This window comes from Arcanobacterium bovis, from assembly GCF_004331995.1.
Taxonomy (GTDB): Bacteria; Actinomycetota; Actinomycetes; order Actinomycetales; family Actinomycetaceae; genus Arcanobacterium_A; species Arcanobacterium_A bovis.
The window spans coordinates 118335-133565 of the sequence record NZ_SJDT01000003.1 but is presented as its reverse complement, the minus strand read 5'-3'; the positions used below and the strand labels follow the sequence as shown (position 1 = coordinate 133565).

Below are 15231 nucleotides of genomic sequence, written 5' to 3'. Positions count from 1 at the left end.
CGTCTAGGTGGGTTTCTGCGTAAGATAATATTCCGTTGCAGTTCACAAGACTGCAAACCACCATGGGGTATGGTGTAATTGGCAGCACGAAGGTTTCTGGTTCCTTTAGTCTAGGTTCGAGTCCTGGTACCCCAGCGAAGAAGATGATTCTTCCGCGTTTTTCGCGTTTGGCCCCGTTCGTCTAGCGGCCTAGGACGTCGCCCTCTCACGGCGGTAACACCGGTTCAAATCCGGTACGGGGTACGAATTCTCAATACTGCCTTGTTGGTGTTGGGGATATAAATATCGTGGCAAGTTCACGATCATATAGGCCCCGTTCGTCTAGCGGCCTAGGACGTCGCCCTCTCACGGCGGTAACACCGGTTCAAATCCGGTACGGGGTACAGCGCATGAAGTGGGCTCAAACTTTGAAGATAAGTTTGAGCCCACTTTTCGCGTACCTGAAACTTGGAGGTCTCGAAAAGTTGGTGCGGTTTTCGCAACTTCTCGATATATGTGCAGTAGTTGCGGGTTTTGCACCAAGAATTGCGATTGATGCTGGCGATGTCCTGTTTAGAAGCATGTTGTTGCGGGGCAGGTGACGTGTGAAATACTGTGCAGAAGGAGCGTTTTCCCACCTGCCCTTAAAGCCGCATTCGACGCAGTAAAACATGAAACATAAGGATTCTGCTCGAATCTTTGCATTACAAGTTGAACATAAACGGTGTATGCAACTTTGCTTCGCTAATTCGGGCACGTACTGTCACCTCCTTCACAAAGAATTTTTCTATACGTAACTGTCGAAGTAGCACCAGAGGTCGAAGCATAATCACAAGATATGGGCGCAGATCCAGTGTGAATGATTACAATCTCTCACTCTTGGTACGCTCCCAATTTTCTCTCGCACTGTGCTGAATACGTCCCGTTAACCACTACATTCCTATGGTGCAAAAGAGCTGATTGGTAAGGTGATGACGCCGTCACCCACACTCATTGTTGGCCCATTTGCCGTAACGACCGCGAGAAAAGCTGGTGATCCGGTCTTATCTACGTCAATAGTTTGAGCAAACTTGAGAAGAGAGTTCTTTCCAGCTTCTACTTGCCGTTGCCCTAGCTTCACTTCGAACGCACCCCATGATCCGTCGGGAAGCATCACAATAGCGTCTGCTTCTCGTCCAGATTTGTCTCGGTAATGCAATACTCTGCCACGTATCGGTTCAGCGAAAACTCGCAGATGTTGGACGACCCACGATTCAAACCACTGCCCGGCTGTCTCAAGATCAGTGAGGAGCTTGTCGACGCCGACACCAAGGGCCGCAGCAGCTAGGGCTGGATCAACGAGGTGAATCTTCGGACTGGTACGTACTGCGTATCGTGAGCGAATGTGTGGAGCCCAAGCATCTTGGTATTCTAAGAGGAACAGCCGCTGGAGAGTATTCAGATATGCGACAACTGTTTCCGGTGTAATCGGAGTAGTTGCAGCTATATCTCCAGCAATAGTCGTATACTGAACTTCTGTTCCAACATGGCGAGATAAGGATCGGAAGAGCTCCCACATCCGTATAGGGTCACGACGAGGTTCATTATCGAGACGATCGAGATCGTTAGAGATAACCTCGTCAATGTATGCCTGTAGACCATCTTGAGCTTGAGCAACAGATTTTCGTAAATCACCTGGCCAACCACCATGGATAAGTTGCTCGAGTACGTCACGGATATCAATATCAGGCTCGAGATTCGTTTCGAAAGCACTACCACGAAAGAGGCCTTCGAGGCTCACTTTTGCGGTTCCCATCCCTCTTTCATAAAGAGTCATCGGACGCATCCGCGTCTTCATAATTCGATGCGAACCAGGGTGTCTCCGCTCGTTATCTGCTGGAACTGCAGACCCTGTGAGAATAAACTGCCCAGGTTTTCCGCGTGCGTCTATTTCTTTCCGAATGTCATTCCACAGTAGTGGCTCAATTTGCCACTCATCAATTAGACGTGGAGTCTCTCCTTGAAGAACTAAGCTCGGATCAGTCTCTAATGCAGTGCGAATACCAAATGACGATGAATCAAGTGCGATTTCCGACGACGCATGATGCCTGCCTGTTTCAGTTTTTCCACACGCGCGTACGCCTTCTATAAGCACTCCACCGAATCCGTCTAGGTGCCGAGCAACAACTGAATCTAATACACGCGGCAGATACATGGCTTTCCTTCGTACGGTTACAGTTAGGTACATACAAGGATAGGGCAATCCGGGTTTCGGCGCCATAGTAATCCGGGTTTCGGCGCCATAGCAACCCGTGTTTTGGCGCCATAGCAACCCGTGTTTTGGCGCTGGGCTAAGTATGTTTACGGCACAGCTGTAGCAGTCCCGTGTTTACTATCCGTGCTGCCGATGTCGGTACACTCACGGCTCGCCGTAAGAATGCATAAACCACAATAACTCCCTCTGAATTCCTTGGTAGTCACGCATACTGCGTGAACACATAAAACTATGTCAACGTGCGTGGCTACCAGGGGTAGAGGAGAACAACACTTGGGTGTTCACTAAAACAAACACACACATGAAAACACTCAAAACAAAAACTGTGGGCTCAGTTCCTCAAGTAATTTGAGGAACTGAGCCCACAGCCATGCCGAGTCGGAACTATACCATTGAGCAAGAATGGCACGCGCCAACCACGAGCAGAGTTTTAAGCTAAGCCACGGCGTTCCAAGATAGCTTCTGGGCGAGGATCGCGTCCAAGCAAAGCACGGAAAGAATCCATTGGAGCACGGGAGTTTCCGCGCGCAAGGATCTCAGATCGAACGCGTTCACCAGCGGCACGGTTCAGACCACCGTCGCCGTCCACAGCAGCCGACGTCTTAAACCAGTTCTCAATATCTGCTGCTAATACCTCAGCCCAGATATAGGAATAGTATCCGGCGTCGTAACCGCCTCCGAAAGTATGGTTGAAGTATGTGGAGCGATAACGCGGCGGAATAAGCTCGCAATAAACCCCATACTCTTCCAAAGCTGCCTTTTCGAAATCCTCCACGTTAGCCGGAATCTCTTGTGAGGAAATCCGGTGCCAAGCCTGATCCAATAGCGCCGACGCAAGCAACTCCGTGGTTTCAAAAGCCTGACCAAAGGTCTTTGATTCAGCCAGAGCAGTAACGAGATGCTCTGGAAGCGGTTCACCAGAGCGGTAATGCACAGCATAGCGAGCTAGTACCTGCGGGTTATAAGCCCACATCTCGTTGAGCTGGGACGGTGTCTCCACGAAATCACGCGGAACGTGAGTGCCCGACGTCGAACGATACTTCGTATTCGTCAAGATGCCATGAAGCGCATGGCCAAACTCATGGAATACAGTGACCACGTTGTCCCACGTGAGCAGACACGGCTCACCAGCTGGCGGCTCTTCGAAATTGCAGTTGTTCATGATGAGTGGCTTCTTGCCGCTCAAACTCGAACCAGCCACGATTTCGTGCATCCATGCACCACCGTGCTTGCCCTTGCGGCGATAAAAATCTGCCTGGAACAAAGCGATCCCAACGCCGTCGTCATTCACAACTTCCCACGTGCGCACGCTGGGCAAATAACCGTGGAGATCGGTACGTTCCACGAAACTAATGCCGTAGAGCTCATGTGCGGCAAAGAAAATACCATTCTCTACCACGTTCTCTAGCAGGAAATATGGTGCCATTGCGGCGTCGTCAAGACCAATATCAGCGCGGAGCTTCTCCTGATAGAAAATCCAATCCGCGGCTGAAAACTCTTCCTCTTGCCCCGCGTCGTGTGCCATGCTCTTAAGCTTATCGGATTCCACCTTGACTGCCTCCACAGCAGGTTTCGCAACCGAGATGAGCAGCTGCAAGATAGCCTCGGCGTCCTTTGCCATTCCTTGCTGGGCAACGGCTTGGGAATGATGCGGGTATCCAAGTAACTCGGCGCGTTGTGCACGCAACTGGGCAATTTTCAATACGAGATGGCGAGTATCCGAACTTTCGTGTTCGCCAAACCCTCGGTTCATCGATGTTGCGAGTAAGGCGGTGCGGGTGTCGTGATTGAGCAATTCCGTTTGTAATGGCTGATTAGTGAAATTCTCCAGTGGAAGTCGGATCGTGCCGTCGTCGCTCGTATATGATGCAATCTTCTCTTCGCTCAAGCCCGCGAGCAACGATCGGTCAGTGACAAGAAGCTCATTATCGCTCATCGCCTGCACAACGCGCTGACCAAATGCAATCTCGGCTTCGGAAAGGTCGGTGTCCAACTGGCGCAATATGCTCTTTTGCTCAGGAGACAGCGCCACACCGCGCTGCTCGAACTCTGCCAGCAGTTCAGTTACGAAATGGCGCGTTTCAGCATCTGCATCATCGAGATTGAGCTCGCGCAACCGGTGATAAATTCGTTCATCGAGATAGAAAGCGTTGAAATGTTCAGCCATCATAGGCCCCATCTCGGCTTCGATCTTCTCAAAGGCTTCGCCGCCAACTGAACTAATCAATGTGAAGCTGGTGTTAAGAACCGATTCGATCAGTTCTCCTGCGTTCTCAAGCGCTTCAACAGTGTTTTCAACTGTTGGAGTAGAAGTATCCGATGCAACGGCTTCCCAAGCTTGGCGTTGCGTTGCGATTGCATGTTCCAGTGCGGGAATGATGTGTTCGGGCTTGATTAACTCCCAATCGGGGAGCTCATATGGCAAGTCCGATTTTTGTAGTAATGGGTTATTTTCTATGGTCATGTGTTTATTCTACAGGGTTGAAACTGGATTTTTTCGGCGGCCCATTTGGGTCACTGATAACGCGTGCCCTAACTTAGGCGAATCTTTGGGCATCGGCCAATTTTGGCGGCACTTGAATAAAAATCGCCAAAGTTAGGGAAAGTGCTCCGCTAACTAGCCATTCAATAATCCTAAAACTAGCCAGTTAATAACCCTAAGAGAGCAGCTGCACCAGCGGCCGCGCCACATCACACCAGCGCCAATGCTCATCAACCCATGCCAAACCAGCTGTGCCCATCGCTTCGGCACGTTGCGGGTCTTCGAGCATATATTCAACTGCTTGCCTGATCGCGCCCACTTCCCGGCCATTGACCACAATTCCCGTGTGCCCATCAAGCACAGCTTCAGGAGCGCCACCTGAATCTCCAGCAATCACTGGCAAACCAGCAGCATAAGCCTCTAAATAAACGATCCCCAAACCCTCAATGTCGAGCCCACCACCACGAGTTCTGCATGGCATCGTAAATACATCGCCTACCGAATAATGCGCCGCCAACTCTGAATACGGGATCTCGCCAGTGAACACGATTGAATCCCGCACCGCTGAGTTTGCAGCTAGTTCCTGCAGTTTCTCGCCGTACGGACCTTTACCTACGATGAGTAGTACGGCATCTGGGAAACGTTGCACAATTCGATCCCACGCCATAATGAGTTTGTCTTGGCCTTTGCGTTCAACGAGGCGCGAAATGCACACTACTACCTGTGCGTTTTCATCAATTCCATAACGCTGGCGCAAATTCTCACGCGCCTGCTTATCAAATGCAAATGCCTCAGGATCTATCGCCCCGTGGAGCTGCATGATTCGTGTATCGCCGATGTGGGGGCGTAGCCGTTTCAACGTCGCCTCAGTGAGGTAGGTGACCACATCGGCGTCGTGAAAAACTTTGCGCAACAACGCACGGGCGCCCGGAATCATCGACCACCCAATTTCATGCCCGTGCGTGGTGGAAATGACCTGCTGAGCTCCGGCTTTGCGCGCTGCGTTTGCCATCAATCCCAAGGGTGCTGCGGCACCGAACCACACATTATGAATTGCGTGCTCAGCGATAAGTTCCTGCATTTTTTTCTGTACAGCAGGGATCGGCAACATCATCGTGCCTGGATAACGCACTACCTCATACGGTACAGACGCATCGTAACGCGCAGCGGCGTCGGCTCCCGATTCAGATTCGGTATCTGGGGGAGTCGAGGCATAAACCACGAGCTGAGCTGGGTCAAGCTCACCGACGAAGCCCTCCAGGAATGTTTGAATTCCACCTGCGCGTGGCGGAAAGTCATTGGTCACTAAGAGGGTTTTCTTCATGGTTTAGATACCTTCGGTGCGCTTAAGTACTTCTGTGAGGCGGTTTGCTGCGGTGACGACGGCGGCAGCGTGCTGGCGTCCAGGCTGGCGCCCCATGCGTTCAATCGGACCTGAGATTGAGACGGCTGCAATCACGCGGCCAGATGGGCCACGTACAGGGGCGGAAATTGATGCCACGCCTGCCTCGCGTTCGCCAACCGACTGCGACCATCCACGCCGGCGTACTGCGGAAAGAACGGTAGCTGTGAATTGAGCACCGTGCAATCCCCGATGGAGACGGTCAGGTTCTTCCCACGCAAGAAGAATTTGCGCTGCGGAACCAGCTAGCATCGACAGTGTTGCGCCAACTGGAATTGAATCGCGCAAGCCCATCGCGCGCTCGGCTGCGGCCACGCAAATTCGCTGGTCGCCTTGACGGCGGTAGAGCTGAGCTGATTCGCCAGTATGATCGCGCAAGGCAATCAGTACCGGATTTGCGGCGGCGAGGAGGCGATCTTCGCCAGCCGCCGAGGCAAGCTCAGTAAGACGTGGTCCAAGCACGAAACGTCCTTGCATATCGCGCGCTACGAGACGGTGATGTTCAAGCGCTACAGCGAGACGGTGTGCCGTGGGGCGTGCTAAATGTGTGGCTGTGACGAGCTGGGCAAGCGTTAATGGCCCTGCTTCAAGCGCACCAAGTACCATGGCGGCTTTGTCCAATACACCTACACCACTGCCAGAATCAATTGCGTCCATGTAATGATATTGCCATCCCAAACGATGAGACGCAAGTGTGACACATAAAAAATTTTACCAGTCTATGTGTAAGGGATACATGCAAACCTAAGAAGTGGGGAAATATGGCTCGAACACTCGCAGAAAAAGTGTGGGATCACCACATAGTAAAGCGCGGCAGCGATGGTGCTCCGGATCTATTGTATATCGACCTGCATCTATGCCATGAGGTGACGAGTCCACAGGCATTCGAGGGTTTACGTTTGGCAGGGCGTACAGTGCGCCGGCCCGATCTCACCATCGCAACCGAAGATCACAACACTCCAACTGTGAATATCGATCAGCCGATTGCCGATCCAATCTCGCGAATCCAAATCGACACGCTGCGCAAGAACGCGCAGGATTTTGGGGTGCGCATTCATTCCTTGGGCGACGCCGATCAAGGAATCGTGCACGTCGTTGGCCCACAGCTCGGTCTAACCCAACCAGGCATGACTATCGTGTGCGGAGATTCCCACACTTCAACGCACGGTGCTTTTGGTGCACTTGCTTTTGGTATTGGCACCTCTGAAGTGGAACATGTGCTCGCCACTCAGACACTCCCGCTCGCTCCCTTCAAAACCATGGCGATAAACATTCGCGGAGAACTAAAACCTGGCACAACCGCCAAAGATATTATCTTGGCTGTTATCGCTAAAATAGGTACCAATGGTGGTCAAGGATACGTGCTCGAATATCGTGGCGAGGCGATCCGAAAGCTGTCGATGGAAGCTCGCATGACTATCTGCAATATGTCGATTGAAGCAGGTGCGCGAGCCGGAATGATCGCACCCGACGTCGTCACCTTTGATTACATTAAAGACAAGCCTCATGCGCCGCAGGGCGAGCAGTGGGACGAAGCTGTTGCATACTGGCAAACCTTGTGTTCCGACGACGACGCCGTATTTGATGCCGAAGTGGATATCGACGCTGACACCTTAGAGCCTTACGTTACGTGGGGAACGAACCCTGGCCAGGGCGTTCCGATTTCCAGCACTGTGCCAGATCCCGCCGATATCGCCGACAAGACGAAACGTCAGGCGGCTGAGCGTGCGCTCGAGTATATGGGGCTGGTTCCGGGCACTCCGATGAAGAATATCCCTGTAGACACGGTGTTTATTGGATCGTGTACGAACGGGAGAATTGAAGATTTGCGGAGCGTGGCCAAGATTATTGAGGGTAAGCGAAAGGCCGACGGCGTTCGCGTGCTGGTGGTTCCAGGTTCAGCTCGCGTCCGTTTACAGGCAGAAGCTGAGGGGCTTGATCGAATCTTCAAAGACTTTGGAGCTCAGTGGCGAAACGCTGGGTGTTCAATGTGTTTGGGTATGAATCCAGATCAACTCGCGCCAGGTGAGCGTGCGGCGTCGACCTCGAATCGAAATTTCGAGGGGCGCCAAGGTAAGGGCGGACGAACGCATCTCGTTTCTCCACTGGTAGCAGCGGCGACGGCGATTCGTGGCATGTTGGCAACGCCGTCGGATCTCGCAGATGCTGCGCCGTCAGAGATCACCTTCACGACGCCGTCAGACGTAACCGAAACGAACTAGGAGCAAGTGACACGAATGGAAAAGTTTATTTCGCACACTGGCATTGGAGTTCCGCTGCGCCGCTCCAACGTTGATACAGATCAAATCATTCCAGCGGTATATCTCAAACGCGTTGCGCGCACCGGCTTTGATGACGCGCTTTTTGCTGCCTGGCGCAATGATCCTGAGTTTGTGCTCAACAAGCCTGAATACAAGCAGGGAACGGTGTTGATTGCCGGAAACGATTTCGGCACTGGTTCCTCGCGCGAACACGCCGTCTGGGCACTGAAAGACTATGGTTTCAAAGCGGTATTCGCGCCGCGATTCGCTGATATTTTCCGAGGTAATGCGGGTAAGCAGGGCCTGTTAGCTGGGGTGCTGGCGCAAGAGGATATTGAGCAACTGTGGAAGATACTGGAGACTGAGCCTGGCATCGAGGTGCAGATCAATCTTGAGAACTGCACTGTTGCGGCAGGACAATTTGTGGCCACGTTCGAGATTGATGAATACACGCGCTGGCGATTGATGGAAGGCCTTGATGATATCAGCTTGACCTTGCGTGACGCCGACGCAATTGCAGATTTTGAAGCAAAGCGGCCGGCCTTTATGCCACGCACGCTTCCGGCGCGTCATCTTCCTTCGGTACCGATTGAATCTGCGCGTCCGAGTGACGGCGACGAAGCGGCAGGTGTCTGACGGCAACGTAGCATTGCCTCCGAAGCGGCAGGTGTCTGACGGCGAGGCGTTCACTAGATGACGACGCAGTACCATGTACCTTTCTCGCAGTACGTGGTAGACTTAGCACTCTTTCTGTGCCTAATATCGGCATTTAGCCTGTATTGTGGTATTCAGTGTTCGCTTGAGGGGTTCAAGCGAAGAAGGAGTAATGAATGTCTAGTGGCGTTTTGAAGGTAGTGGGCGGGCACCCACTCCAAGGCGAAATCACGGTTCGTGGTGCAAAGAATTTCGTTTCTAAAGCCATGGTTGCCGCGCTCCTCACAGAGGAAACGTCCGTTTTGCGAAATGTACCGCTTATTCGTGATGTCGATGTGGTGAGTCAGCTGCTGCGCGCACACGGTGCAGAAGTTAATTACGACCAAGAAGCCGGAGTTCTCGAAATCACTCCTGGCAAGATTCATCTACCAGATCCTGCAGAAGTGGAGGCGCTTGCTGGCTCGTCTCGCATTCCGATTCTGTTCTGCGGTCCGTTGCTGCACGCTTTAGGCGAAGCATTCATTCCTGACTTGGGCGGATGCCATATTGGAGATCGTCCAGTTGATTTCCATTTGGCGGTTTTGGAAGATTTTGGGGCGCGTCGTTCGGTTGAGGATCTTGGCTTGCACCTCACGGCTCCTCATGGGTTGAAAGCGAAGAAAGTGCATTTGCCGTATCCGTCGGTAGGTGCCACGGAACAGACGCTACTTGCAGCTGTTCGAGCCCGTGGAGTTACCGAACTGACCGGTGCCGCTGTTGAACCAGAGATTATGGATCTTATTGCAGTATTGCAGAAGATGGGTGCCCTGATTACGGTAGACACCGATCGCACGATCCATATCGAGGGTGTTCGTGAGCTGCACGGCTATCGACACACCGCACTGGCTGATCGCATAGAGGCTGGCTCGTGGGCATGTGCTGCGCTTGCTACCAAGGGTGATATTACTGTGCGTGGTGCGCAACAAGAATCGATGATGAATTTTCTCAACGTGTTCCGCAAAGTTGGGGGTCAGTTCGATATTTACGACGACGGCATCCGCTTCTGGCATCCAGGCACGGAATTGAAGTCTCTACCGATTGAAACGGATGTGCATCCTGGATTTATGACCGACTGGCAGCAGCCGATGGTGGTGGCATTGACGCAGGCTGTTGGTGTGTCAATTGTGCATGAAACTGTTTACGAGAACCGTTTTGGCTTTACTGAGGCACTCAATCAGATGGGCGCTCATATTCAAGTGTATAGCGAGTGTTTGGGATCAAAGCAGTGCCGTTTCGGACGCGAGAATTACTTCCATTCTGCGGTTATTCAAGGCCCTACGCAGCTCATAGGGGCCGATATTGAGGTGCCAGATCTGCGCGGCGGATTCTCTCATTTGATTGCGGCCTTGGCGGCTGAAGGTGAATCAACCGTGCATGGCATCGATATTATCAACCGTGGTTATGAGCATTTCATGCATAAACTGCATGCTCTCGGTGCCAACGTCGAGAAGGCGTAGTCATAGCGAGTAAATGCGATTGATGCGTTGAGAGTCATTGTGGCGAGCGAGCTATGTTGATCGTTTCATTAAAATTTTTACAACGGTAGGATTGAATCCATGACCAATGAACCGCAAAAAATTCGCATTGCCTTAATCTATGGAGGATCATCAGGCGAGCACCCAATTTCCTGCGCGACCGCAGGTGCTGTAATGGCATCCCTTGATTCGCAGCGCTACGACGTCGTCTCCATAGCAATTCGCAAAGATGGAACGTGGGTGCCAGGTGAAACTGATCCGGAGAAATTGCAGCTTAACAGTGCATCCACGGAGGTTCCTCCGAGTGACGAACGTGTGGTTTTGGCCCCGGGTGATGGCTCGCAAGAGCTGATGGTAGTTGCGGCTGATAGCGGCGAGGTAGTGCGCTCTTTGGGAGCCGTTGATGTAGTGTTCCCGCTGCTCCACGGCGCTTTTGGTGAAGACGGCACTATCCAGGGGCTGCTAGAAATGGCAAATATTCCTTACGTGGGCTGTGGCGTGTTTGCGTCGGCAGCTGGCATGGATAAGGGATTCATGAAGGTCGTATTGGAATCGGCGGGAATTCCGGTGGGTCCGTACGTGGTTGCGAACCGACGCCGTTGGAGCACGCAGCGCGCCGCCGTCATTGATGATGTGTCCAAACTGCAATTCCCAGTGTTTGTGAAGCCTGCGCGTGCTGGTTCCTCGCTCGGGATTTCGCGCGTCGATACGCTCGACGAGCTTGAGATTGCTGTGGAGCGCGCTCACGAAGTTGATCCGAAGGTAGTGATTGAACAGGGGATTAGCGGGCGAGAAATCGAATGTGCAGTGCTTGGTGGGCACGGAGATGAGCCGACTCGTGCCGCAATGCTTGGTGAAGTAGTTTTATCGCAGCAAGATGCGGCTTTTTACGATTTTGAGCACAAGTACGTCGACACCGCAGGTTTGCGTATGCAAGTGCCTGCCGAGGTAGACGCACACACTACTGAGCGTATGCGTGAGATGGCGGTTCGAACCTTTGATGCCTTCGAGTGTGAGGGTCTAACTCGCGTAGATTTCTTTTTAACCAATGATGGCGATATTTTGATCAATGAGATCAATACAATGCCCGGATTCACGCCGTTTTCCATGTATCCGGTGATGTGGGAAGAGGCTGGGCTGAGCTACGCTGAGCTCGTAGACGAGCTTATTTCTTTGGCTTTGGAGCGTGGAACGGGTCTGCACTAAGCCAGATTGGTGCGACATATTGCCCTGCAATTGAGCAAGTGATTTACTGTAAGCGAACAGAAGAATTAATAGTTGAATATTCAACTATTAATGGGTAAAGTGAAATTGCCAGTGAAGATAAGTCCCACTGGTACAACGTTCAAAGGGTATGTGAAAGTTATGAAGATTGTTTACATTGTGGGATCTCTCGCCGAGGATTCAATTAACCGCCGACTCGCAAAAGAATTACACGATTTGGCGCCCGAAGGGGTAGAGATGGTCGAGGCATCGATCAAGGATCTCCCGCTATACAGCCGCGATTATGACGGCGATTTCCCGCAGGTAGCGCGCGATTTCAAGGCTTTGCTAGGTAGCGCTGACGGCGTGGTATTGGTAACGCCTGAGCACAACCGGAGCTTCTCGGCAGCACTGCACAACGCAATTGAGTGGAGCTCGCGTCCTTATGGAGAATGGGCGCTTGGTGGAAAGCCAATTGCTACTATTGGTGCATCGCCTTCGGGTATTGGTACCGCAGCGGGTCAGCAAACTTTGCGGGCTATGCTCCAGTTCTTCAACGTGAAGCTCATGGGTCAGCCGGAGGGCTATATCAATGCTCTCACCACAGGCTTGGCAGAGGGCGAAGCTAATGCCGATGCCAAGGAATTCTTGAAGTCCTGGATCGGGGCATTCGCAGAGTTCGTGAAGGAAAACACCAAGTAACATTTTGTGAGATGTGAATCTTGCTCTTGTGGCTCGCGCCGAAACGGTGCGAGCCACAAGTCGTTTTGGCATGATTAACATATGCGTGTAAGTGAACTTTCCGAAGATGAGATCATTGCTAAATTAGTAAATGTGTTGCCACAAGCTGCGAATATCGTGGTTCCAAGTGGTGATGATTGCGCAGTACTCGATTTCGCCTATAAAACCGCCATTTCAGTTGATCTTCTTAATGAAAATGTGCATTTTAGAACCGATTGGTCTACTGGGTATGACGTAGGCTATCGCGCTGCAACCCAGAATTTAGCCGATTCGGTAGCCATGGGTGCCCTACCACGCACGTTAGTTGTAGGACTCGCTTTTCCAAGTAGCACCGAAATGGAATGGCTGCTTGATTTTGCGGCTGGTATGCGCGATGCGTGCGAACCGCTCGGTGTTGGTGTTGATGGTGGCGACCTCGTGAGCGGTGAATATATTTCCATATCAGTAACCGTGCTCGGAGATGTGGAGCAGCCGATCCTACGCTCAGGCGCCCAACCAGGTGATTTGCTCATTCATACTGGTGTGTTGGGGCACGGCATGGCTGGTCTTGCCCTGCTTGAGGCTGGGTATACTCGTGAAACGGTTGAGCCAGAATTAGCCGCTCTTATCGATGACTTTTTGCGGCCGAAACCTCCGTTGGAAACGGCTTTAGCAGCAGCAAAAGCTGGTAATTTGACGGCAATGATGGACGTCTCGGATGGGTTGATTAAGGATTGTCGGCGAATAGCGCACCGTTCGCGGGTGTGGATCGATATTGACGATCGTGCTTTGGGAAAGTACCTCGGCGATTTGGGTAAGGCAGCTGGGAGAGTCGCGGCAGACCGGCGTCATTGGCTCTGTGAGGGAGGGGAGGACCACGGCTTCTTGGCAACGATGAAAGCTGGCACTCCGGTTCCCGATGGGTTCACTGTGATTGGGCAGGTGAAAGGTCCGGATGTGGATGGCCGAGTGAGCATCAACGGCATAAACTACGGTGCTGCGGGCGGCTGGGATCACTTTCATAAATGACGGAATCGTTTCCATGAATGATACGTATTGTCCGTAGGCGAGAGAAGGGGAGAATCTCTCGTTTCCGCAAATAAAACTTGCCCCTTTAAGTCGAGTTCTGCCCCTCACTTCGCACTGTGTGGATATATGAGGGGCAAAACTTTGTTCTGCAAGGTTGCTTTGTAGCTCAAGAAGTCGCATGCACGCCATGCGACCTCACAATTTTGTCAGAACTGGTGGTGGTATTTGAGAACGTGATTACTGGGAGTCTGAGTCACTACCGATCTGCAAAGGTGCAGGTTCTGGCAGATCTCGAACTGCATTCACTATGAAGTATGAGAACATCAAGATCGCCAGGTACGGTATGCCGGCACTCCATACAACAGGAAGTAAATTGCGCAGGGCAATGAAGATTGCGATGCACGCTGCAATCACCACGACGTTAATGACAGGGGCTCCGAGCAGACGCGCTGGTGGACGGGGGAGTCCGCGCTCGTCCCAATGCTTGCGGAATTTGATATGCGTAAGCATCACGAGTATCCAGGTAACAAGGATTCCAACCGTTGCTGCGCCATAGAGACTCATAAATGCGGTGTCGGGGCTAAAGATCGCCAATGCCGACGCAATAAAGAAGCACAGAGTGGCAAGAAGAACAGCACCACGAGGCGAACCTTGATCGGTGGTGCGTGCCGCAAAACGTGGCGCCATACCATCGAGTGCGAGTGAATGAATCATGCGTGAACCGGTGTAAAGGCAACCATTTGCTGCGGAAAGAGCAGCAACAATCAAAATCGCGTTCATCACGTGCCCTGCTCCAGCAAAGCCTGCAGAGTCAAGAACTTTAACAAAAGGTGAAGAGTCTGCGTGTCCAGATTCGGCAACTGTGGTTGTCCAAGGTTGGAGTGCCACGATCACTGCGATTGCGAAAATGTAGAAGATGAGCAGGCGCCAGATCATCGTAGACGCTGCACGCGGAATATCTCGCTCAGGATTCTCGCTTTCAGCTGCGGAAACGGATACATTTTCCACTCCACCAAAGCTGAAGACTGCCATGCATGAAGCGAGTAGAATGCCCGTGACGCCGTGTGGAGCGAAACCGCCGTCGACCGTGAGGTTTACAAAGCCGAGTGGCTCATTTTGGCTAGGCCAACCGGTAAATACTACGGCGAGACCAAGGATAATGAAGACGACGATGGCCGTAACTTTAATCATCGAAAACCAATACTCAGAGCTGCCGTAGAGGCGGACTGTGGCGAGATTGAGTGTGACGATGAAAAGAGAGCAAAGCGCTGTGCCGAGACCCAAATTAAGATTCGGGAACCAATATTGGAAATAGGTTGCGGCAGCCGTAACTTCGGCTCCAACGGCTGTGAGCATAGTAATTGCAAAGTTCCAGCGCGTCACATAGCCACCGAGTTTGCCGAGATGGGTGGCTGCAATGGCTCCGTGCCCGCCAGGAACCGGATGTGCGCTCACCATTTCCGCCAGCGCCCACACCACAGAAAGTGCCAAGCAACCTGCTAGCGCATAGGAAATGATGGTAGCAGGTCCTGCGTGTGCGATTGTTGAGCCTGCACCAAGAAAAAGTCCAGTTCCAAGTGCTCCTGAAAGAGCGATCATTGAGATCTGAGCGCTCGTGAGCCGGCGTTCGAGCTGCGTGTGCTCGTGTACTTGTGAATGCGAGTGCATGGTAGTCCTTTGACCTGCAGTGAAATGTATTTTCGGTGCTACAAGTCTATTACGAGCGTCAGATA

The 15231-nt window shown here is 52.2% G+C and carries 11 protein-coding genes and 3 tRNA genes; 9 read left to right on the top strand and 5 right to left on the bottom strand.

Going from position 1 to position 15231, the window contains the following annotated elements; all coding sequences use genetic code 11:
* Positions 1-63 precede the first annotated feature (63 nt).
* From EZJ44_RS04400 to EZJ44_RS04390, 3 genes are all read left to right on the top strand, one after another.
* A tRNA-Gln gene (locus EZJ44_RS04400) sits at positions 64-135 on the top strand.
* A gap of 35 nt (positions 136-170) precedes the next feature.
* Positions 171-243, top strand: a tRNA-Glu gene (locus tag EZJ44_RS04395).
* Positions 244-310: 67 nt separating this feature from the next.
* Positions 311-383 (top strand) — tRNA-Glu (locus EZJ44_RS04390).
* A 536-nt stretch (positions 384-919) separates the two neighbouring features.
* On the opposite strand, the gene EZJ44_RS04385 is transcribed toward EZJ44_RS04390, so the two are convergent.
* The 4 genes from EZJ44_RS04385 to EZJ44_RS04370 all read right to left on the bottom strand — a co-directional run bounded on the left by EZJ44_RS04385 (position 920) and on the right by EZJ44_RS04370 (position 6774).
* Entirely contained in the window at positions 920-2173 is a 1254-nt protein-coding gene (locus EZJ44_RS04385) for an ATP-binding protein (protein WP_131280603.1), read from the bottom strand.
* Between the two features lie 490 nt (positions 2174-2663).
* A complete protein-coding gene (locus tag EZJ44_RS04380; RefSeq protein ID WP_131280601.1) occupies positions 2664-4697 on the bottom strand; it encodes a M3 family metallopeptidase in 2034 nt (677 codons plus the stop codon).
* 193 nt (positions 4698-4890) lie between these two features.
* Positions 4891-6039, bottom strand: coding sequence for a glycosyltransferase family 4 protein (locus tag EZJ44_RS04375; RefSeq protein ID WP_131280599.1), 1149 nt, complete (start codon positions 6037-6039; stop codon positions 4891-4893).
* A gap of 3 nt (positions 6040-6042) precedes the next feature.
* Entirely contained in the window at positions 6043-6774 is a 732-nt protein-coding gene (locus EZJ44_RS04370) for an IclR family transcriptional regulator (RefSeq protein WP_239538967.1), read from the bottom strand.
* Positions 6775-6878: 104 nt separating this feature from the next.
* Between EZJ44_RS04370 and leuC the strand changes: the two genes are divergently transcribed.
* The 6 genes from leuC (at position 6879) to thiL (ending at position 13498) form a co-directional block, all read left to right on the top strand.
* Entirely contained in the window at positions 6879-8339 is a 1461-nt protein-coding gene (gene leuC / locus EZJ44_RS04365; RefSeq protein WP_131280596.1) for a 3-isopropylmalate dehydratase large subunit, read from the top strand.
* A 15-nt stretch (positions 8340-8354) separates the two neighbouring features.
* Positions 8355-9014 carry a 3-isopropylmalate dehydratase small subunit gene (leuD, locus tag EZJ44_RS04360; protein ID WP_131280594.1) on the top strand — a complete coding sequence of 220 codons (660 nt, stop codon included), beginning with the start codon at positions 8355-8357 and terminating at the stop codon, positions 9012-9014.
* A gap of 194 nt (positions 9015-9208) precedes the next feature.
* On the top strand, positions 9209-10528 hold the full coding sequence (gene murA / locus EZJ44_RS04355; RefSeq protein ID WP_131280592.1) for a UDP-N-acetylglucosamine 1-carboxyvinyltransferase: 1320 nt from the start codon (positions 9209-9211) through the stop codon (positions 10526-10528).
* 99 nt (positions 10529-10627) lie between these two features.
* Positions 10628-11752, top strand: coding sequence for a D-alanine--D-alanine ligase family protein (locus tag EZJ44_RS04350; RefSeq protein WP_131280589.1), 1125 nt, complete (start codon positions 10628-10630; stop codon positions 11750-11752).
* Positions 11753-11842: 90 nt separating this feature from the next.
* Positions 11843-12451, top strand: coding sequence for an NADPH-dependent FMN reductase (locus tag EZJ44_RS04345; RefSeq protein ID WP_241658592.1), 609 nt, complete (start codon positions 11843-11845; stop codon positions 12449-12451).
* An 81-nt stretch (positions 12452-12532) separates the two neighbouring features.
* On the top strand, positions 12533-13498 hold the full coding sequence (thiL, locus tag EZJ44_RS04340; protein ID WP_131280587.1) for a thiamine-phosphate kinase: 966 nt from the start codon (positions 12533-12535) through the stop codon (positions 13496-13498).
* A 237-nt stretch (positions 13499-13735) separates the two neighbouring features.
* Here the strand turns inward: thiL and EZJ44_RS04335 are convergent, their stop codons facing one another.
* Positions 13736-15166 (bottom strand): amino acid permease, encoded by a 1431-nt coding sequence (locus EZJ44_RS04335; RefSeq protein ID WP_241658591.1) that lies wholly within the window; start codon positions 15164-15166, stop codon positions 13736-13738.
* Between the last annotated feature and the right edge of the window lie 65 nt (positions 15167-15231).

Coding starts and splice junctions, on each gene's coding strand:
- EZJ44_RS04385 (WP_131280603.1), bottom strand. CDS start 2,173: ATGTATCTGCCGCGTGTATTAGATTCAGTTGTTGCTCGGCACCTAGAC.
- EZJ44_RS04380 (WP_131280601.1), bottom strand. CDS start 4,697: ATGACCATAGAAAATAACCCATTACTACAAAAATCGGACTTGCCATAT.
- EZJ44_RS04375 (WP_131280599.1), bottom strand. CDS start 6,039: ATGAAGAAAACCCTCTTAGTGACCAATGACTTTCCGCCACGCGCAGGT.
- EZJ44_RS04370 (WP_239538967.1), bottom strand. CDS start 6,774: ATGGACGCAATTGATTCTGGCAGTGGTGTAGGTGTATTGGACAAAGCC.
- leuC (WP_131280596.1), top strand. CDS start 6,879: ATGGCTCGAACACTCGCAGAAAAAGTGTGGGATCACCACATAGTAAAG.
- leuD (WP_131280594.1), top strand. CDS start 8,355: ATGGAAAAGTTTATTTCGCACACTGGCATTGGAGTTCCGCTGCGCCGC.
- murA (WP_131280592.1), top strand. CDS start 9,209: ATGTCTAGTGGCGTTTTGAAGGTAGTGGGCGGGCACCCACTCCAAGGC.
- EZJ44_RS04350 (WP_131280589.1), top strand. CDS start 10,628: ATGACCAATGAACCGCAAAAAATTCGCATTGCCTTAATCTATGGAGGA.
- EZJ44_RS04345 (WP_241658592.1), top strand. CDS start 11,843: ATGGGTAAAGTGAAATTGCCAGTGAAGATAAGTCCCACTGGTACAACG.
- thiL (WP_131280587.1), top strand. CDS start 12,533: ATGCGTGTAAGTGAACTTTCCGAAGATGAGATCATTGCTAAATTAGTA.
- EZJ44_RS04335 (WP_241658591.1), bottom strand. CDS start 15,166: ATGCACTCGCATTCACAAGTACACGAGCACACGCAGCTCGAACGCCGG.